General features: G+C 55.0%; 13 protein-coding genes. 11 read left to right on the top strand and 2 right to left on the bottom strand.

Going from position 1 to position 19,715, the window contains the following annotated elements:
* Positions 1-22: 22 nt before the first annotated feature.
* The 4 genes from BLR09_RS23240 to BLR09_RS25380 all read left to right on the top strand — a co-directional run bounded on the left by BLR09_RS23240 (position 23) and on the right by BLR09_RS25380 (position 6,156).
* On the top strand, positions 23-1,876 hold the full coding sequence (locus tag BLR09_RS23240; protein ID WP_093208650.1) for a sodium:solute symporter family protein: 1,854 nt from the start codon (positions 23-25) through the stop codon (positions 1,874-1,876).
* Between the two features lie 115 nt (positions 1,877-1,991).
* The gene (locus BLR09_RS23235) at positions 1,992-3,899 is read left to right on the top strand and encodes a M1 family metallopeptidase (protein WP_143011201.1); all 1,908 of its coding nucleotides are present in this window, start codon (positions 1,992-1,994) and stop codon (positions 3,897-3,899) included.
* Between the two features lie 268 nt (positions 3,900-4,167).
* Positions 4,168-4,524, top strand: a complete 357-nt coding sequence (locus BLR09_RS23230) for a BlaI/MecI/CopY family transcriptional regulator (RefSeq protein WP_093208328.1) — start codon at positions 4,168-4,170, stop codon at positions 4,522-4,524.
* A 6-nt stretch (positions 4,525-4,530) separates the two neighbouring features.
* Entirely contained in the window at positions 4,531-6,156 is a 1,626-nt protein-coding gene (locus tag BLR09_RS25380; RefSeq protein ID WP_143011200.1) for a M48 family metalloprotease, read from the top strand.
* Positions 6,157-6,208: 52 nt separating this feature from the next.
* Here the strand turns inward: BLR09_RS25380 and htpG are convergent, their stop codons facing one another.
* Positions 6,209-8,026, bottom strand: a complete 1,818-nt coding sequence (htpG, locus tag BLR09_RS23215; RefSeq protein WP_093208318.1) for a molecular chaperone HtpG — start codon at positions 8,024-8,026, stop codon at positions 6,209-6,211.
* A 690-nt stretch (positions 8,027-8,716) separates the two neighbouring features.
* On the opposite strand from htpG, the gene BLR09_RS23210 reads away from it, so the two are divergent.
* Positions 8,717-9,619, top strand: coding sequence for an ROK family protein (locus BLR09_RS23210; protein ID WP_093208316.1), 903 nt, complete (start codon positions 8,717-8,719; stop codon positions 9,617-9,619).
* Positions 9,620-9,668: 49 nt separating this feature from the next.
* A complete protein-coding gene (locus BLR09_RS23205) occupies positions 9,669-10,307 on the top strand; it encodes a cysteine hydrolase family protein (RefSeq protein ID WP_093208313.1) in 639 nt (212 codons plus the stop codon).
* 245 nt (positions 10,308-10,552) lie between these two features.
* On the opposite strand, the gene BLR09_RS23200 is transcribed toward BLR09_RS23205, so the two are convergent.
* Positions 10,553-11,428, bottom strand: coding sequence for an aldo/keto reductase (locus BLR09_RS23200; protein ID WP_093208311.1), 876 nt, complete (start codon positions 11,426-11,428; stop codon positions 10,553-10,555).
* A 186-nt stretch (positions 11,429-11,614) separates the two neighbouring features.
* Between BLR09_RS23200 and BLR09_RS23195 the strand changes: the two genes are divergently transcribed.
* From BLR09_RS23195 to BLR09_RS23175, 5 genes are all read left to right on the top strand, one after another.
* Complete coding sequence (locus tag BLR09_RS23195; protein WP_093208308.1) at positions 11,615-12,412, top strand: 3-keto-disaccharide hydrolase; 798 nt, start codon at positions 11,615-11,617, stop codon at positions 12,410-12,412.
* A 207-nt stretch (positions 12,413-12,619) separates the two neighbouring features.
* Entirely contained in the window at positions 12,620-13,201 is a 582-nt protein-coding gene (locus BLR09_RS23190) for an RNA polymerase sigma factor (protein WP_176785649.1), read from the top strand.
* A 123-nt stretch (positions 13,202-13,324) separates the two neighbouring features.
* Positions 13,325-14,194, top strand: a complete 870-nt coding sequence (locus BLR09_RS23185; protein ID WP_093208303.1) for a FecR family protein — start codon at positions 13,325-13,327, stop codon at positions 14,192-14,194.
* Positions 14,195-14,444: 250 nt separating this feature from the next.
* The gene (locus BLR09_RS23180; protein WP_176785648.1) at positions 14,445-18,014 is read left to right on the top strand and encodes a SusC/RagA family TonB-linked outer membrane protein; all 3,570 of its coding nucleotides are present in this window, start codon (positions 14,445-14,447) and stop codon (positions 18,012-18,014) included.
* A gap of 7 nt (positions 18,015-18,021) precedes the next feature.
* Entirely contained in the window at positions 18,022-19,707 is a 1,686-nt protein-coding gene (locus tag BLR09_RS23175) for a RagB/SusD family nutrient uptake outer membrane protein (RefSeq protein ID WP_093208297.1), read from the top strand.
* Positions 19,708-19,715: the final 8 nt, after the last annotated feature.

The following is a 19,715-nucleotide window of genomic DNA, read 5'->3' as shown; positions in this document are numbered from 1 at the left end:
CAACGGGATCAACGAAGCAAAAATGAAGCTGTCTGCCCTCGACGTTGGTATCGTCGTTACCTACTTGCTGGCGGTTATAGTACTGGGTCTGGTACTGAAAAAACGTGCCTCGCAGGACAAGGAAGCCTACCTGCTGGGTGGGAAGAAACTGCCCTGGTACCTGCTCGGGCTGTCGAACGCTTCGGATATGTTCGACATCTCGGGTACAATGTGGATGGTATCCCTGGCGTTTGTCTACGGCTTCAAAAGCCTGTGGATACCGTGGCTGTGGCCGGTGTTCAACCAGGTTTTCATGATGATGTACCTGTCGGTCTGGCTGCGGCGCTCGAATGTTACGACCGGCGCGGAGTGGATCGGAACGCGGTTCGGAACCGGTCCGGGTGTTACGGCTTCGCATACGATCGTCGTGGTATTTGCCTTGCTGAGCTGCCTGGGATTTCTGGCGTACGGGTTTGTCGGACTGGGGAAATTCGTGGAGATTTTCCTGCCGTATGATAGCGTGGCGGAATACCTGCCGTTCGACGTTAAACCAGCCTACGTTCCGCACTTCTACGGAAGCGTATTCACTGCGGTAGCCGTGTTTTATGCGATTCTGGGGGGCATGACCAGTATCGTGGTCGGAGATGTGCTGAAGTATGCGATCATGACGGTTTCCGCGTTTGTAATCGCCGGAATTGCCATCGTACACATGCAGGGTCACTACCTGCCGGTACCGCATGGCTGGTTTGATCCGTTTTTCGGGTGGACGCTCCACGACCTCGACTGGACAGATATTTTCGACGAAGTCAACGAAAAGATCAGCTCCGATGGCTTTTCACTGTTCGGGATATTTTTTGCCCTGATGACGTTCAAGGGCATTCTGGCGAGCCTGGCCGGTCCGGCGCCAAACTATGACATGCAGAAGGTACTCTCCGCGCGCTCCCCGCGGGACGCCGCGAAGATGAGCGGCTTCGTGTCGGTGGTGCTGCTGCCTGTCCGCTATGCGATGGTAACGGGTTTTGCCGTGCTGGCTCTGCTGTATTTTGATCAGCTGGGGCTGAAAACCGGCGACAGCATTGATTTTGAGAAGATACTCCCTGCCGCCATACTGCAGTTTGTACCGGCGGGGTTGCTGGGGCTGCTCCTGGCCGGATTGCTGGCAGCGTTTATGGGAACCTTCGCCGGGACGCTCAATGCGGCCCAGGCATACCTGGTAAACGATATTTTTCTGAAATACCTGAAGCCGGACGCCGGCAACCGGCAGGTTGCCTGGATGAATTACGGAGCCGGCATACTGGTGGCGGGACTCGGAATATGGATGGGTTTCTACGCCCGTGATGTCAACAGTATCCTGCAATGGATCGTCTCAGCCCTATATGGCGGGTATGTTGCCGCCAACGTGCTGAAATGGCACTGGTGGCGTTTCAACGCAGGCGGCTTTTTCTGGGGAATGCTCGCCGGAATCGTGCCCGCCCTGATTCTGCCGGTGGTATTTCCGGATACGCTGGAGCTGTATTTTTTTCCGGTGTTGTTCGGGCTGTCGCTGATCGGATGCGTGGCCGGATCGCTCCTGACACCGCCGACGGACGAGCGGACATTGAACGAATTTTACCGGACCGTACGCCCCTGGGGCTTTTGGAAGCCGGTTCGTGAGCGGGTACAGGCCGACGATCCGGGGTTCCGGCCCAACCGGGGCGCCTGGCGGGATACATTAAACGTCGCGATCGGCGTCGCGGCCCAATGCTGCCTGACACTCCTTCCGATGTACGCCATCACGGGTATGTACCGGCACCTGGCCGTCGTGGGCGGAATACTGTTTGCCTGCAGCCTGATATTGAAGAAAACCTGGTGGGACAAACTTCCCGCTGAAAAGGAAGAAATACTGGAATTTTCGTAAGCGTCCCGCTGATCTGTTTTTAGGCTTGCAAAAGGGCATTTCCGTCGACGAATCGGGACAAACACGCTTTCTTCCGTACATTACGTCCGTTTTTCACCCAAACAGTAACTTCATCATGCCATTTTCGTTTCGAAAAGCCGGAATGATGGCAGCGGCCGCACTTATCTTCGGACCTGCCTTCAGCCAGGATGTGCAAAACCTGCCGGTGCCCCTGGAAATTCAGAAAGCCTATGCAAGCGGTACCCGCAGTACCGACGGAAAACCGGGAGCCAAATACTGGCAGAATCATTCAAACTATAAGATTCAGGTAGAACTGGATCCGGCTACGCGGCGGATCACCGGTTCGGAGAAAGTAGTTTATACCAACAACAGCCCCGAACGCCTGCAAAACCTGGTTATCCGCCTTTATCCGGATATTTTCAAGAAAGACGCCAACCGGGACGACCGGGAAATCGACCCCGCTGATATCAACGACGACGGCGTCGAGATCGTTGAAGTACTCGTCAACGGAACCAGGGCCCGTGCCCAACGGAACGGCACCAATATGTTTGTCCCGATTCAGGGCGGGCTGGCCACCGGCAACGAACTTACCCTCGATGTCAAATGGACCTACCTCATTCCGGCTAAATCCCACATCCGGGAAGGTACCTACTTCAAGTCGTCCTTCATGGTGGCCTATTGGTATCCGCAGATCGCCGTATTCGACGACCTCCAGGGCTGGGACCGCCTCGATTACACCGGTCAGAAGGAGTTTTACAACGATTTCAACAATTACGAAGTAGAGATCACCGTACCTGCCACGCACCTCGTCTGGGCTACCGGCGAATGGCAGAACCCGGAGAAAATCCTGGCAGCGGAGTACCTCGACCGGTACAAGCGTTCGCGGACGTCTGACGAGGTCATCCGTATCGTTACTCAGCAGGACCGTGAAAAAGGCGGCCTTACCGTTGCCAAAGACGGCAAGCATACCTATTCTTTCAAAGCGGAGCACGTACCCGATTTCGTATTTGCTGCCTCGGATACGTACCTCTGGGACGCTGCCAGTGCGCTGGCGGATGCGAAAACCGGCCGCCGTACCGGTGTTGCCGCCGTGTACCACCCCACCAGCCGGGATTTTCCGGAAGTGGCGCGGTATGCCAAGCAATGTGTGGAGTATTTCTCGACGTACCTGCCGGGAGTACCTTTCCCGTATCCCAACGAAACGGTATTCAACGGCTCCGGCGGGATGGAATTCCCGATGTTCGTGAACGATGGCTCTTACCCGCATACCTTCGCGGCAGAGGTAACTGCCCACGAAATCGCGCATACCTACTTCCCCTTCTACATGGGGATCAACGAGCGGAAGTACGCCTGGATGGACGAAGGCTGGGCACAGACGCTGCCCAACTGGATGGAATTCGATACCCCGGGAGCAGCCAAGAAGTTTATCCCGCAACAGGGTAACGCCCAGTATTTCGACATGTTTGCCGGCAAGGAACAGGAACAGCCCATGATGGTACCGACGAACCTCCTTACCGGAAACGCTTATACCATTGCTACGTACATGCGCCCGTCGCAGGCATACACGTTCCTTCGCGACATGCTCGGACAGGAGAAGTTCAAAGCTACTCTCCAGGAGTACATGGCCCGCTGGAATGGCAAGCACCCGATGCCGTACGACTTCTTTTTCTCTTTCAACGATTACCTGAAGGAAGACCTGTCGTGGTACTGGAAACCCTGGTTCTTTGAGCGGGGCTATCCGGACCTGGGTATCGGCGAAGTATCAGTGAAGAAAGGCAAAACCAAAATCCGCGTCGACCGCAAAGGCTCCCTGCCGGTACCCCTCCGCCTGATTGTCCTCTTCAACGACGATACCAGCGAAGAAATCAACGAAACCGCCCGTATCTGGAAAACCGGCGCTACGAGCTTCGATGTCGAGAAAAAATTCGATAAGCCCATCAAAAAAATCACCCTCAGCGGCATCACGATTCCCGACGTCAACCGCAAGGACAATACCTGGGAACCGGGCGCGCAGGAGAAGTAGCTTAGGGAGTTGTAAGCTTTAGGCTGTAAGCTTTAAGCTATAGGCTGTAAGCGGGGCCGTACCTGTCTCTTAAAACCCGACCGTCTCCGTCCGGAGGCGGTCGGGTTTTTTCTTTAAGCCGTAGGCACGCCGAACCGATCCGGTTGTGTTGCCCATAGCCTAAAGCCTACCGCTTAAAGCTTTAAAATTAATTTTTTAGTTAATTAACTGAACTTTCAGTTGTTTAATTGAAAAATCCGTTATTCCTTTGATTCATCAATCGGAAAACATGGAAGAACTAACCAAAACCGAAGAGCGTATCATGCTGGCCGTCTGGGAGTTGGATGCGCCTTTTTTCGTGAAAGACCTGGTGGAGCGCATGCCGGAAAAGCCGCCGTACAATACTGTGTCGTCGGTGGTACGTATTCTTGAAAACAAGGGATTCCTGGGGTATAAGGCGTATGGCCGGACGTACGAGTACTTCGCCAGCATTTCGAAGGAGGAGTACCGGAAAAACGGGCTGCGACGCCTGCTCGACGGGTACTTCGACAGTTCGGCCGTCAGCCTGCTGTCGTTCATGGCCAAGGAAGAACAGATTTCTCCCGAACAGCTCGATGCGCTCCGCAAGCTCATCGACGGAAACTGACGCGCCATGCACTACCTGCTGACATCTTCCCTGATTCTCGCCGGATTCTACGCCGTTTACTGGCTGCTGCTGCGAAAGCTATCCTTTCATACCTGGAACCGGTACTACCTGCTGCTTGCGCTGGCGCTGAGTCTGGTTATTCCCGTTTTGCCGGTACTGCCGCGGACGGAGGAGATCGTTGCCTTTGACCAGGAACCCCAGGAGGTTCAGGTGGTAACGGTCGCCGCTGCGTCGGTGACCGAAGAACCCATCGACTGGATGCTATGGGGCGAACGCCTCTACGGTGCAGTGGCGATTATCCTCCTGCTCCGCATCGGTACCCGGCTGGCGCTGGTATCCCGCCTGATGAGGAAAGGGGAGCGGACGAAATGGAATGACCTGACGGTCTTCCGGAGCGAAACGGTTCCCTCGGCTTCCTTTTTCAACCGCGTATTTCTGAACGATCATTTGCTTTCGGCCCGGGAGCAGGAGCAGGTACTGCGCCATGAGCAATTGCATTACCACCTCAGGCATTCGGCCGACCGCCTGCTGATTGAATGCGCCAAGGCGTTTGGCTGGGCGAATCCGGTGGTCTACTGGTGGGGGCGGTCGCTGACCGACCTGCACGAATACGAAGTCGACGAGCGGATGTCTGCCGAATACGAAACCAGAGAGTACGCTCACCTGCTGCTGAAACTCGCCGTTCCGGCCGGCCCGGCCCTGTCGAACCGCTTTGCGAAAGAACCGTTGAAAAGCCGGATTCAGTTTTTGCTCACTAAACCCTCTCAAACAATGAAAAAAGCGCTGTTTTTGCTGGTACTGCCGCTTACGGCAGCGTCCGTGATGCTCTTTGCGCAGCAGGTACCGGCTCCGCCCGCGCCTCCTCAGGCGCCGGTAGCTCCCCCGCCACCGCCGGCTCCTCCGGGGAAAGTCCCTCCGCCACCACCACCCGCGCCGCTGGCCCCGGTGGTCGAAGAGGTCAAATCAGGCGAGTGGATGCCTTATACCGTCAATTACCGGGAGTACGATAAGTTTGTAAAGTCTGTCAAGGCATCGGGCGGAAACTGGAAATCCCTCGTTCCGGATGGCTGGGACACCTATTTTGCCCGGTATGCGGACAAGCCGGAAGTTTCAGTCAGGTTTGTAAGTATTGAACAATCCAATGCTTACATCGGGTGGAAAAACCGTCGCAACCGGAAGAGCGGAATGGTCTACCGGCTGCTTCTCAACGATGATGTCGAGAAAAACCGGTACCCGGACGTCTGGTGTGTCCGTGGAAAATTCCCGCCACCGCCTCCTCCGCCAGCGCCGCCTTCCATTCGGGATCCGTCGGAGCCGCCGCCTCCGCCACCAGAGTTGGATAAGTCTGGGCCCCTCGATCCTCCCAAAGTGGATATTTCCCACTTTAAGGCGAAGCCCCGGAAGGCCACAGTTGTCGAAAAGGTAGTCGTAGAAGAAAGGCCCAAAGTCGACGTGGTAGAATTCAGGGCCAAACCCAAAGACGGGACGGTTGTTGAAAAGGTGATCGTGAAGGAACAGCCGAAAGTCGAAGTGATCGAATTCAAGGCGAAACCGAAGGACGGCCCGGCCGTTGAGAAGGTAACCGTCAAAGAAGTACGAAAACCGGAACCGAAAAAAGCAACGAAGCCCTGACAAAAAAAGCCTCCGCTGATTCGTCAGCGGAGGCTTTTCATTCCCTTGAAACTTACAATCCCGCTACCGTCCGCTTGATAAACTCCGTCAGACCTGCGCCTGACAGCAGTCCCTGCGAAAGGAGGGCGAGGTCTACCAGTTGTTTCGCCAGCCCCTGGTCGCCGGCGTTTTTCACGCGGAGAATAGAGGGGTGGTTGGCGTTGACAATCAGGTTGTAAGACATCGGCATGTTACCGAAGAAAGACGGTTGCCCGCCGGCTTTCGACATGTCGTTCATCCGGCGCATGAATTCGTTTTGGGTCAGTACCACGGGCAGTTCATCTGCGCTGAGCGGCTGTACGTCAACCGTATAGGCTTGTCCGGCTACACTTTCGAACAGTTCTTTGAGCGTTTTTTTCTCGTCGTCCGTCAGGATACTTTCTACCGTAACGCCCTTGTCGATCAGCTTGTCGAGGCTGTCGGCGTCTACGCGCTTGAAGGAAGTCTTCTCGAGTTTTTGTTCCAGCTTACCGATGAAGTGCGGATCGATAATTGTGTCGAGTACCAGCACGTCGTATCCGCGGGAAACGGCCGACTGAATATAGGCATCCTGTTTGGCGGCATCGGTGGTATACAGCCAGACGAGGTTGTCATCCTTGTCCAGTTGCGTCGCCTGGGTTTTCTCCCGGTACTCGTCCAGGGTAGCGTAGGGGGCGTCTCCGGCACTTTTCAGGAGGACAATATCTTTGGTTTTGTCGTAGAATTTCTCATCGGAAATCATCCCGTATTTCACAAACAGGCCGATATCTCCGAATTTCTCTTCGTAGGCGGCACGATCTGCCTTGAAGAGTTCGACGAGTTTATCGCCGACTTTCCGGGTGATGTACCCGTTGATTTTCTTGACGTTGGCGTCGGCCTGGAGGAAGCTGCGGCTCACGTTCAGCGGAATATCCGGTGAATCGATCACTCCGTGCAGAAGCATGAGGAAGTCGGGAACGACATCCTTTACTTCGTCCGTAATAAATACCTGACGGCTGTAGAGCTGAATCTTCTCCCGGCTGAGCTGCAGTTCGTTCTTGATTTTGGGGAAGTACAGAATACCCGTCAGGTTGAAGGGGTAGTCGACGTTGAGGTGAATCCAGAAAAGCGGCTTTTCCGAGAAGGGATACAGCTTTTCGTAGAAGCTGAGGTAGTCTTCGTCGGTGAGATCGGTCGGGTTTTTCGTCCAGATCGGCTCGGTTTCGTTGATCACTTCGCCTTCGAATTCCACTTCTACCGGCAGGAAGCGTCCGTATTTTTCGAGGATGCTTTTGAGACGGAAGGAGTCGAGGAATTCTTCGGAGTCGGGAGCGACGTGCAGGATGATATCCGTGCCGCGGTCTTCTTTCTCCGCGCCGGTGATTTCAAATTCGGTCGAGCCGTCGCATACCCAGCGGGCTGCCGGCGCGTCCTGGTAGGAGCGGGAGATGATTTCGACCGATTCGGCGACCATAAAGGCCGAGTAAAACCCGAGCCCGAACTGGCCGATGATGGCCCCGCGTTCGACGCCCTGGTCCTTGTATTTCTCGACAAATTCCAGCGCGCCGGAGAAGGCGATCTGGTTGATGTACTTTTTGATCTCCTCAGCGGTGAGCCCCAGGCCCCGGTCGCTGATGGTAATGGTTTTGGCGTCTTTGTCGACCGAAACCTTGATTTTCAGGTCGCCGAGTTCGCCGGTGTATTCGCCGATGGAGGCGAGGCGCTTGATTTTCTGGGTGGCGTCAACGGCATTGGAAACGAGCTCCCGGAGAAAAATCTCATGGTCGGAATAGAGAAATTTCTTGATGATCGGGAAAATGTTCTCGGTGTGAATCGAGATGTTGCCTTTTTCGTTGAAAGTGGTGCTTTCCATGGGTGATGCAGTAAGAATCGTCTGGAGAGTTTACCGAAAAACTCCATTCCTCTGCCCGCCCGGATGTCAATCTGTCAGTTCATTCCGGCAGAATTCCGCGCTGTACTTCTTTTTTTATTCAGGAAAATGCAGGCCGGCTAACTTTTTTTGACCGTTAACAAAAAATAACATTAATAAAATATTTAAAATAAACCCACTGAAAACCAGCAGGTTAATAGGTATTTGGTAGTTGTTTCGAGGGCAGTTATGCGTTTTTTGATTGCCATCTTTGCGAATTGTCAACTAATTTTGGGCCGCCGGCAAAACCGAAACGTTCCGGCAGCCGTTGATATAGGGTAGCCCTTCGCCCTGGCAAGGCGTTTCCCTTTGGATATCGTAACAATTTTGTTTTTATATTTGATCAACCTTCAGAATATACTTCAACCTTTTAGAAGCCAAGTGAACATGAAAACTCGTACACCCTCACAATCTATTGCCGCTACGGATTACCTGATCGTCGCTATACTGATTCTCGGTTTGCTGCTGACGGTTGTTTCGTTCAGCCAGATTCACTAGCAGGAAATACCTTACCGATACGATATACCTCCGTTTCCGCGGAGGTTTTTTTGTGCCCGTCCGGAAAATGAAAAGAAACTTGCTGGCAAGGTATTTAGCTCCTTTATTCGCCCCGAAATACTAAACTGTAATTGGGTGAATACTCTTTGGGGAATTGACCTGGGCGGCACGAAAATCGAATGCGCCGTCCTGGATGCCGCTGATATCAAGAAAGTACTGATCCGCCGCCGGATCCCGACCGAAGCCGACCGGGGCTATGAACACATTCTCAGTCAGATCGAAAAGCTCGTCGGCCAGGTAATCGAAGAACTCGGCGACAAACCGGAAAAAATCGGTTTCGCCACGCCCGGCACACTCGACCCCGTCACGCAGACGATGCGCGGGTGCAACACAGTCGCGATGAACGGCCAGCCGATGAAAAAGGACCTCGAAGCGCGTTTGGGCGTTCGCTGCGAACTGGCCAACGATGCCAATTGCTTCGCTCTGGCAGAAGCGCTGATGGGCGCCGGACCGGCCGTAGCACCGGATGCTCAGGTGATATTCGGCGTCATACTCGGCACGGGCGTCGGTGGAGGCGTTGTCATCAACGGGAAAGTATGGGGCGGTCGCCAGGGGATTGGCGGCGAGTGGGGACATATCTTCCTGGATGAAACCGGAGGACCCTGCTACTGCGGCAATACCGGCTGCGTTGAAAAAGTCATCGCCGGCCCGGCCCTGCAGGCCTGGTATGAAAAGCTGTCGGGCGAGAAGCGGTCACTGGCCGAAATCATCGAACGCCGGAATACGGACCCACATGCCGCGGCCACGATCGAGCGCCTCCTCGATCAGTTCGGCAAAGCCATTTCCATTATCACCAACCTGCTCGATCCGGACCTGATTGTTCTCGGCGGGGGCGTTTCCAATGTCGATTTCCTGTATACAGAAGGACTGGAGCGGGCACAGAAACACGTTTTTACACCCAAACCCGATATTCTCGTGGTTCGCAACGTACTGGGCGACAGTGCCGGAGTCTTCGGCGCGGCGCTCCTCTTTGCGTAAGCGACGGATCCCGGGCCTTTTATCTGACCATTTTTAACCCTGAACAACAATGAAGTTAGCACCGGAACGGACGGCCCTCGTCCTCATTGAATTCCAGAATGATTTCACCACCGAAGGCGGCGTATTTCATGGCGGCGTGAAGGGAGTAATGGATGCGACCAACATGCTCGCCAACACCGTGGAAACGGTCAGGAAAGCCCGGGAGGCGGGCGTGACGATCGTCCACGTGCCGATCTCATTTACGTCGGACTACCACGAACTGACGCCCAATCCCTACGGTATTCTCAAGGGAGTGAAGGACAACGGCGCCTTCAAGAAAAACACCTGGGGTGCGGAAATCGTCAGCGACCTCAAACCGCATGCGGATGACCTCATCATCGAGGGCAAGCGCGGTTTGTGCGGGTTCGCCAGTACCAACCTTGATTTTGTACTCCGGAGCCGTGGTTTTCAGAATATCGCGCTCGGTGGCTTTCTGACTAACTGCTGCGTGGAGTCGACGATGCGGACGGCCTACGAAAAAGGCTATAACGTCATCACCCTGACTGACTGCTGCGCCACGCTCAGCCAGGAAGAGCACGACAATGCCCTGGCGAAAGACTTCCCGATGTTCAGCCAGCCCATGACCCACACCGCCTTCCTCGATACCATCGGGGAAGAAGTGGAGCTGGTGGGGAAGGGGTATGAGTGAGCATGGGGCATGGGGCATGGGGCATGGGGTAGCGCGTCATATGAACAAGCGTCTCCCAAGCGGTGGTAGAACCCCATCGAAACCATCCGGCGCTGTAGTTCCATACTAAAAATGCCCGCCTCCTTACGAGGCGGGCATTTTTAGGCTATATGCTCTAAGCTTCAGGCAACGCGAGAGAAGGTCGGGATTACACAGCTTATAGCTTACGGCATAAAGCTTATAGCCCCCAAAACCCTTGCCCCCTGCTACTTCAAAAGCGCCAACTCATACAACTCATACCAGTCTTCCTGCGAGAGGCGGATCGTGGCGGCGGTGACGGCGTTGCGGATGCGGTCTTCGGAAAGTGAGCCGATCAGCGGCAGCGCTCCCAGCTGGAAGAGCCAGGCAACGGCCACCTGCTCAACATTTGCGTCGTGTTTCCGGCCGATTTCTTCGAGGCGGGCCCGGAGAATGGCCGACTTCGGGTCGGTACCGTTGAGGATTTTTCCACCGGCCAGCGGCGCCCAGACCAGCGGTTTGCTGAAACGCTGCTTGATAAAATCCAGACGGCCGTCTTCAATCGCGGAGGTATTGTCGAGGCTGAGTTCGATGTGGTTTGTAACGATCGGCCGGCGCAGGTGCGATTCGAGCAGCTGGTGCTGGAATACCGAGAAGTTACAGACCCCCAGGTGCTTGACTTTGCCGGAACTGACGAGTTCGGAGAGCGTCCGGGAGGTTTCTTCCGGATTACTCAGCATATCGAGGTGATGGAGGAGGAAAATATCAAGGTAATCGGTCTTCAGCTTCCGCAGCGAGCTTTCGACGCTTTGGAGGATATGCTCGCGGGAATTGTCAAAATAGGTCACACCGGAGGGTGACCGGCGGATGCCGCATTTGCTGAACAGCACAAGGTCTTCCCGCCGGATGGATTTCTGCTGAATGACTTTCCCGAAGGATTCTTCGATTGTAAAATTGCCGTAGCTGTCGGCGTGGTCGAACGTGTTGACTCCCAGCTCAAGGCAAAGGCTGACGACGCGGTCCATTGTCTTCAGGGTGTCTGTTCCCTTGTCTTCCCAACGCCAGAATCCGTAAATCGCTTCCGACACCTTCGGACCGGAATCACTTAAATATACCTTTTGCATGAGACAGATTGATATCGGTGACGCGAAACCACCAGTGGTTTCTGCTCAAAAATAAAGGGAATGTTCGATCTGTGCCAAGTCTTTCGGGAAATGAGCGTTTCGTTCGGAGGGGCGCCGGCGAAAGGCTGGAAAATTGGCAGCGAGGTCTTACCTTTCCGCTTTCGTTTCCAAACCTCGCTAACTCCTATGTCGCTCTCTTCTCGCCGGATTGGCGTTTTGCTTGCCTTTTGCCTTGGTTTTCAGTCTGTTTCCGCACAAATCCCGAAGGGGAAATGGGTATCGCTTTTCAACGGAAAGGATATCAATGACTGGATCGTCAAAATTCACCACCACGACGTAAACGACAACTACGGGCAGACCTTCCGGGTGGAAGACGGTATGATCAAAGTACGCTACGATCAGTATGATAAATTCAACGAACGCTATGGACACCTGTATTACAAAACGCCGTTTTCGCACTATCACCTGGTAGTCGAATACCGGTTTACGGGGGAATGGCGGAAGGATGCTCCGTCGTACACGATTCTGAACAGCGGCCTTATGTTCCATTCCCAGGATCCGCGGACAATGCCGAAGGAGCAGGACTGGCCGATCTCGGTGGAGATGCAGTTCCTGGCCGGTCTGGGCGACGGGAAACCCCGACCCACCGGCAATATGTGCTCCCCGGGTACCAACATCGTATACGAAGGCAAGCTGGATACCCGCCATTGCATCGATTCCAAATCCAAAACATATGGAAAGGATGAGTGGGTCCGGGCGGAGCTGATCGTGCTGGGCGACTCCCTCGTGACGCACATCATCAACGGAGAAAAGGTACTGGAATACGCCAAGCCGCAGATCGGCGGAGGCGTGGCCAACCGCTTTGATCCCGCTCAGAAGATCGACGGCAAGATCCTGAAAGAAGGTTTTATCGCGCTTCAAAGCGAAGGACAGCCCATCGATTTCCGCAAAGTGGAGATCATGGACCTTTCCAGCAAGAAATAGCCGGTTTTTGCAACTTTCTGCATTTTTTAAAAACGAAAAACAGTCGGGAAAACGGCTGTTTTTCAGTTTTTTATTAGGTTTTTGTCGAAATGAGCATAGGAATTATGTCGTATATTTTCGGGATGTTGCCACTTTTGTTTGCAAATACACGTAGTCTTCTCTAAGTTAGCGTATCCCAACGGGCCCGCATACCAGCACGATACTTCTTTGAAACAGCTTTCGGACATAGCGCTACTCGACCGCTTGAAAGTTCACGACGACCGCGTGGCTTTTGACGAGTTGTACCTCCGGTACTGGGACGCTGTTTATACCATCGCTGTCCGGAAGCTGGAAGACCACGAGCAGGCCAAGGATCTGGTCCACGATGTGTTTGTTGACATCTGGTACCGCCGGCATACGCTGGTCATTCATACGTCCTTCGCCGGGTACCTGTACACAACGCTCAGCAACCGTTTCATCGATATCGTGCGCCGCCGCGCCGTACATACCCGCATGCAGGAGGCACTCCTGCGCGAACTGGAGCAAACCTCCGAAAGCGCCTACGATGTCATCGCCTACCAGGAGCTGGAATCCCGGCTGATGACCGAGATCGACAACCTGCCGGCAGCGATGCGGCAGATTTTCCTGCTGAGCCGCGACGAACAGCTTTCCGCTCAGGAAATCGCCGATCAGCTTTCGCTTTCCCCCCAGACGGTTAAGAACCAGATCCACAACGCCCTGGAGCGCCTGCGCGCCAAAGAGCTGTACCTGCATAGCCTGGCGCTTCTTTTTTGTGCCGGTATCTATTGATTACTAAATACTTACCTCCTTTCTCTGATTTTTTTTCGAAAAAAGTGCGTAGGCGTCTGGTACCGGATCAGACCTTATCCGTCATGATACCAAATGCCCCTGAAAAGGGCTGATGGCCGCTGAATGGACAAAAAAGATCTCTATAAAAAATTCGGACTGGAAGAACCCGGCCATACGCCGCCCGACGGTGTGCGCAGGGAAATTCTGGGCCGGATACATGACACACTGGGGTTTCGGGAGAAGAAGGTCCGGCGTTTCCGGCCGGCGCTGGTGGCTGCGTCGCTGGCGCTGGTAGCCGGCGGAGTGGGGGCGACCTGGCTGCTGAGCCGCCGCCCGGCGACGGCTGAGACCGTTGCAGTACCTGCCGGACAGGTACGCCATATCATTCTCCCGGACAGCTCGGAAGTATGGCTCAATGCCGCTACCCGGCTTACTTATGGGGAGGATTTCCGGCAAAACAGAGAAGTATTTCTGGAAGACGGCGAAGCCTTTTTCAAGGTCCGCCATGATACAACGGCGCCGTTTGTGGTACACGCCGGCGTCATTCAGACCCGCGTACTCGGTACTACGTTCCGGGTGAAAGCCTACCGTGAGCTTTCCAATATCCGGGTATCGGTGGTGTCCGGGAAAGTGGCCGTCCGCGAAGGCAACAAACCCCTCGCCATCCTCGGAAAGGACCAGGAAATTACCTATTCCAAGACCGACCGGAAAACGGTGGAAACCCGCGTGGAAGCGGAGGAAACCGTGCAGTGGCAATCGGGAAACGTGGTACTCCGGTCTGTCAGCTTCGAAGACATCGCCCTGGCGATCGGAAAAGCCTACGATGTAACGCTTGTTTTTGACCGGGAGACCTTCAGCCGGTGCGAAAGCAGCCTCGTCTTCAACACCCACCAGTCATTGACCGAGGTGCTGGACCTGCTGCGGGATATTCAGGGAATTAACTACCACATTCAGGGAAAGGAGGTGAGTATTTCGGGCACGGGGTGCCATTGAAAACCCGGTTTTCAGTTTTCAGTTGACGGTTTTCTGTTTGTCGAGCGGATCAACTGAAAACCCGAAACAGAAAACCGAAAACGAAAAAGGACCATGCCTGCTCGAACCAGGCACAGTCCCCAAAAAGTACGCAGCATTTTCCGGTTCACGATTTGGCGATCAGCGGACTCGGAGGCACTGCTGTGTTTAATAAACCCTATTAAACATGCTTAAATGTATGAGAAAAAACAGTACAAAACTATTCAGACTCATGAGGGTTGGAATGATTGCGTTTGGGATGCTGTTGACCGCCGCGGGGAGCCTGCTCGCCGAAAACGGATACAGCCAACGCCTGACCAACAGGAAAGTGACGCTGGAAATAGGGGATGCCACCCTTGAAAAGGCAGTGGAGAAAATCCGGAAAGCCAGCCACATTGATTTCACCTACAACAACAACGAACTAAGGAAGATCCGCATTCAGGCCGGAGCATTTACCAACGCCGGTCTGGACCAGGTTTTGAATACCCTGCTTGCCTCAACCCCCTACGCTTACCGTGAAACCGATAACAGTATAGTCATTTTTAAACGACGGGAACCCGCTGTGGCCGCGGTGCAGCTTCAGCGGAACGGAGAGCTGGTAACCCCGACGTTCACAGCCGCGCCCGCCGTCCGGATCAAAGGAAAGGTATCTGACAACAAGGGTGGCGCACTGCCGGGCGTCAGCGTGACGGTGAAAGGCACCAAACGCGGGACTTTGACCGATCAGAACGGGGAGTTTACCCTCGTCGACGTTAAAGAATCTGATGTATTGACCTTTTCATTCATCGGATACAAACCGCATGAACTCGTCGTCGGCACCCGCGTAGACATGCAGGTGATCCTCGAAGAAGACATCAAAGGGCTCGACGAAGTGGTTGTCGTCGGCTACGGTACCCAGAAGCGCGCCAACCTGACCGGCGCGGTTTCGACCGTCGAAATCGACAAAACGATGAAATCGCGGCCGGTGACGGACGCCGGTCGTGCCCTTCAGGGCGCTGTACCGGGTCTGACGATCTCGACGACCTCCGGCGACCTCGGCACCAATCCCCAGATCCGCCTGCGCGGTCTGACCGGGTCGCTCAACGCCGGGAACGGCGCGCAGCCGTTGATCCTCGTCGACAACGTCGAAATCCAGAGCCTTCAGATGGTCAACCCGGACGATATTGAGTCGATTTCGGTGTTGAAAGATGCCGCTTCCACATCGATCTACGGCAGCCGTGCGGCCTGGGGCGTAGTGCTCATCACCACCAAGTCCGGGAAGAAAAACGCCCGCAGCGTCGTTACGTACTCCAACAACTACTCGTTCAGTACGCCGACGACCACACCGAAAATCGCCGATGCGGCTGCCGGACCGGAGTATGCGCTGGCCGCTGCACGTCGCTCGAACCCCGCCGCTACTACCTTCGGAACCGTCGGAATGTACTTTACCGACGAGAGTATCCAGAAAATCCGCGACTGGCAATCGACCTACGGCAATCAGAAGCTGAGCAACGAAATGGAGCTTGGCCGCGACTTTGAAATCAAGGACGGCCGCCTGTACTTCTACCGCCCCTGGGATGCCGAAGCGATGTACATGCAGAAATGGGCTCCGCAGCAGAACCACAACCTGGGCGTCAGCGGCGGCAACGACAAGACGAGCTACAACCTGAGCCTCGGGTACCTCAATCAACAGGGCGTTCTGAAGGACAAAACCGACAAGTTTGACCGGTACAACGGTACCTTCAGCATCAATACGGCGGTTAACAAGTGGCTGGATGTCAACGGAAAGATCATGTTCTCGAAGAGTGTCTTCGAAACGCCGTTCTCGTTTGGCGGTACAACCTACGATCCGTTGTACTACCTCTACCGTTGGCACAAGGTATACCCGTACGGAACCTACCAGGGCAAGCCTTTCCGCTCTGCTGTCACCGAAGTACAGCAGGCGAATATGATCAATACGCAGTCGAACTTCATCCGGGCGACAGTCGGCGGTACGATCCACGTCACCAAAGACCTGACATTCAACGCCAACTATACCTATTCCAATACCAATACCCATGTCCGCGACGTTGGCGGAACGGTATCGGCCTGGAACCAATGGAACGGCGTACCCCTGAAGTATGAATCATACGCCAGCGCGTCGTATGACCGCGTGGTATACCGCTCCAACTGGAATGAACTCCATACGGTAAAGGCTTTCGGAACGTACGAAAAGGGCTTCGACCAGCATTCCCTGAAAGTAATTGCGGGGATGGATGTCGACGCCTACTCCTACTACAGCCAAAGCTCCGAACGCCGGAACCTGCTCGACATGGGTATGGGTGAGCTGCCCCTCGCCACCGGCGATCAGTATGTAGACGGTTCGCGGGGTCAGTGGGCGACGAAAGGTTTCTTCGGACGGATCAACTACTCCTGGAAAGACAAATGGCTGCTCGAACTGAACGGACGGTATGACGGCTCGTCGTTTTTCCCATCCAATAGCCAGTGGGCGTTCTTCCCGTCGGTATCTGCCGGGTATGTGATTTCGGAAGAACCGTTCATGAAGCCGCTGTCGTCGGTACTGAACAACCTGAAACTGAGAGGATCCTGGGGCTCGCTCGGGAATACGGACGTGGGTAGCACGACCTTCCGCCCGACGATGTCTTCTTCCAACTCCGGCTGGTGGATCGGCAGTACGAATATGTTGACCGTCAACACGCCGGCACTGGTACCCGGCTCCCTGACCTGGGAGACGATCAGTACGCTGGACTTCGGTTTTGACGCGCGGCTCTTCAGCAACCGGTTGAACATCGGGTTCGACTGGTACCAACGGAAGACGTCCAACATGATTACCTCGGGTATTCTGCTGCCGAGTACGTTCGGGGCAACGGCTCCGAAGCGGAACTACGGCGCGATGATGACCGAGGGCTGGGAACTTTCGGTGGATTACAACCACGGCTTCTCCAATGGCCTGAATGTCAACTTCGGCGTGTCGCTTTCCGATTTCCAGGAAAAGATCACCAAGTTTGAAGGAACCCTCGTCAACGGAAACTACTCCGGCAAAAAGCTCGGCGAGATCTGGGGATATGAAACCGACCGTTTCTTCACCAAAAACGATTTTCAGCAGGATGCTTCCGGGAAACTGCTTACCGACGCCAGCGGGCACTACATCCTGAAAGACGGAATCCCGTCGCAGGCCAAGCACGAATCCGGCTGGTTCTTCTATGGCCCGGGTGACGTGAAGTACAAGGACCTCAACGGCGACGGGCAGGTCTTTACCGGCAGCAGCAGCCTTGCCGACCACGGCGACCTCAAGGTTATCGGCAATACCACGCCCCGCTATCAATACGGCGTGCGCCTGGGCGCCGACTGGAAAGGCTTCGACTTCAACATGTTCTGGCAGGGGGTAGGCAGCCGGCAGATGTGGCCGTCGGGCGCGATCTTCATCCCGGGCTTCAACCCGAGCGATGCCATGTATCAGCACCAGATGGACTATTGGACCGAGCAGAATCCGAATGCGTTCTACCCGCGTGCAACCAACACCGGTCAGTCCAACAATACCCAGAACTTCCTCATTCAGAGCAAGTACCTGCTGAACATGGCCTACCTGCGACTGAAGAACGTAAGCCTCGGCTATACCTTCCCGAAAACCCTGACCGAGAAGATCCGCATCGCCAAGCTGCGTGTGTATGCCAACGGTGAAAACCTGCTCACATTCGACAACCTGTCGATTCCCATCGATCCGGAAGTAGGATTCCTGACGCCGTCGAGCCCGGCGGCCACCTTCGGCCGGGTATATCCCTACCGCAAAACGGTTTCCTTCGGTCTCCAACTTTCATTCTGATTCGGTCATGAAAAAATTCACCTATATCCTCTCCGCTTCGTTGCTGCTGATGCTCGGCTGCAAGGAGGACTTTCTTACCCGACCGCCGCAGGATGCGCTGTCGGATGATACCTATTGGAACAGCGAGAAGAACGTCCGGACTTTTGCCTGGGGCTTCTATACCAATTATTTTGATGGATACGGTTCCGGCTTTACCTGGGGCAGGTACTTCTCCGGACAAAGCCTGAACGACGACTTCGCGCCGTCTGCTCCGCCGCAGTTTACCAAAAATGTACCCGCCAGCGGCGGCGGCTGGTCGTTCGCCTGGATACGGAAGGCCAACCTGTTCCGCAACCGGATTCAGCGCGTACCGATGGAGGCCGAGGCCACCCGCCACTGGATAGGCGTAGCCCGGTTCTTCCGCGCACTGGAATACCACGGCCTCGTGAAGCAGTTCGGCGATGTGCCCTGGTACAGCGAAGCGCTGGCTGAAGGCGACGTGAAGGAAATGTACAAGCCGCGTGATCCGCGGGCGATGGTCATGGACAGCGTACTGGCCGATTTGCAGTATGCCGCCGCCAATGTACGGGCGGACGACGGCGAAAAAGGCCTTACCGTCAACAAAAGCGTCGTTCAGGCGTTCATGTCCCGGATCATGCTTTACGAAGGTACCTATCAGAAGTACCAGACGCAGGACCAGGCCCGCTCCACGAAGTACCTCGAAGCGGCCAAATGGGCTGCCAATGAGGTCATTACGTCGGCCCGGTATGCGGCGACGGATAACTACCGTTCGATGTTCAACTCCCTGAGCCTGGCGTCTTCCAAAGAAATGATCCTATACCGGAAGTATGAAACCGGTATGCTGACGCACAGCCTGAACAGCTACAACAACAAGGAGCCGCAAACAGGCGTCTCACGGAATGCCATCGAATCCTACCTCTGCAAGGACGGCCTGCCGATCGGTGTTTCGAAGCTGTACAAAGGAGATAAGGGCATTGCCAATGTCATCGCCGACCGCGATCCGCGCCTGACTCAGACTGTCGTCAGCGAGCTGCGCATCAGCAAGTATGCCTCCAACTTCTCGACCAGCGGCTATGCCACGCTGAAGTTTCTGAACGAGGAAACGAAGGAACTTCCTGAAGGCAGCGGTTCGCTTAACCAGACCGATGCCCCGGTGATCCGATACGGCGAAGTACTGGTGAACTACGCCGAAGCCTGTGCCGAACTTGGTACGCTGACGCAGGCAGATCTGGACAAGTCGATCAACAAGCTCCGCCAGCGCCCGGGTATTCAACTGCCTGATCTGCAGGTGGTAGGCGGACAGCCGGCGGTGGCAGGCGTTGCCTATGACGACCCGGCCCGCGATGCCTCCGTGCCGTCCCTGATCTGGGAAATCCGCCGCGAGCGCCGCATCGAGCTGATGATGGAAGGTTTCCGCTGGGATGACCTCATCCGCTGGAAGAAACTGAACTACTCCGACACCCAGGTGAATTTCACCATCAACCGCGGCGCCTGGATCAAAAAAGCCGACTACCCCAATACCGACGCCATTATCGAAGGTACCACGGAAGGGTACATCATTCCGGCTCCGAAACCCGAATCGCAGCGGTTGTTTGTCGACCCGAAAGTCTACCTCTCACCGCTGCCCCTCGATCAGATTACACTTTATCAAGCCGCCGGCTTCGAGTTGAAGCAGAATCCGGGCTGGCAATAGAAAACGGC

Origin of the sequence: Siphonobacter aquaeclarae (assembly GCF_900103285.1) — a bacterium.
GTDB lineage: Bacteria > Bacteroidota > Bacteroidia > Cytophagales > Spirosomataceae > Siphonobacter > Siphonobacter aquaeclarae.
Note: the sequence above shows the minus strand (reverse complement) of the source record. Positions and strands in the feature narration are given on the sequence as shown.

What these genes read in the sequence shown, in the direction of transcription:
- BLR09_RS23240 (WP_093208650.1), top strand. Translation starts at nt 23, where the DNA reads ATGAAGCTGTCTGCCCTCGACGTTGGTATCGTCGTTACCTACTTGCTG.
- BLR09_RS23235 (WP_143011201.1), top strand. Translation starts at nt 1,992, where the DNA reads ATGCCATTTTCGTTTCGAAAAGCCGGAATGATGGCAGCGGCCGCACTT.
- BLR09_RS23230 (WP_093208328.1), top strand. Translation starts at nt 4,168, where the DNA reads ATGGAAGAACTAACCAAAACCGAAGAGCGTATCATGCTGGCCGTCTGG.
- BLR09_RS25380 (WP_143011200.1), top strand. Translation starts at nt 4,531, where the DNA reads ATGCACTACCTGCTGACATCTTCCCTGATTCTCGCCGGATTCTACGCC.
- htpG (WP_093208318.1), bottom strand. Translation starts at nt 8,026, where the DNA reads ATGGAAAGCACCACTTTCAACGAAAAAGGCAACATCTCGATTCACACC.
- BLR09_RS23205 (WP_093208313.1), top strand. Translation starts at nt 9,669, where the DNA reads ATGAAGTTAGCACCGGAACGGACGGCCCTCGTCCTCATTGAATTCCAG.
- BLR09_RS23200 (WP_093208311.1), bottom strand. Translation starts at nt 11,428, where the DNA reads ATGCAAAAGGTATATTTAAGTGATTCCGGTCCGAAGGTGTCGGAAGCG.
- BLR09_RS23195 (WP_093208308.1), top strand. Translation starts at nt 11,615, where the DNA reads ATGTCGCTCTCTTCTCGCCGGATTGGCGTTTTGCTTGCCTTTTGCCTT.
- BLR09_RS23185 (WP_093208303.1), top strand. Translation starts at nt 13,325, where the DNA reads ATGGACAAAAAAGATCTCTATAAAAAATTCGGACTGGAAGAACCCGGC.
- BLR09_RS23180 (WP_176785648.1), top strand. Translation starts at nt 14,445, where the DNA reads ATGAGGGTTGGAATGATTGCGTTTGGGATGCTGTTGACCGCCGCGGGG.
- BLR09_RS23175 (WP_093208297.1), top strand. Translation starts at nt 18,022, where the DNA reads ATGAAAAAATTCACCTATATCCTCTCCGCTTCGTTGCTGCTGATGCTC.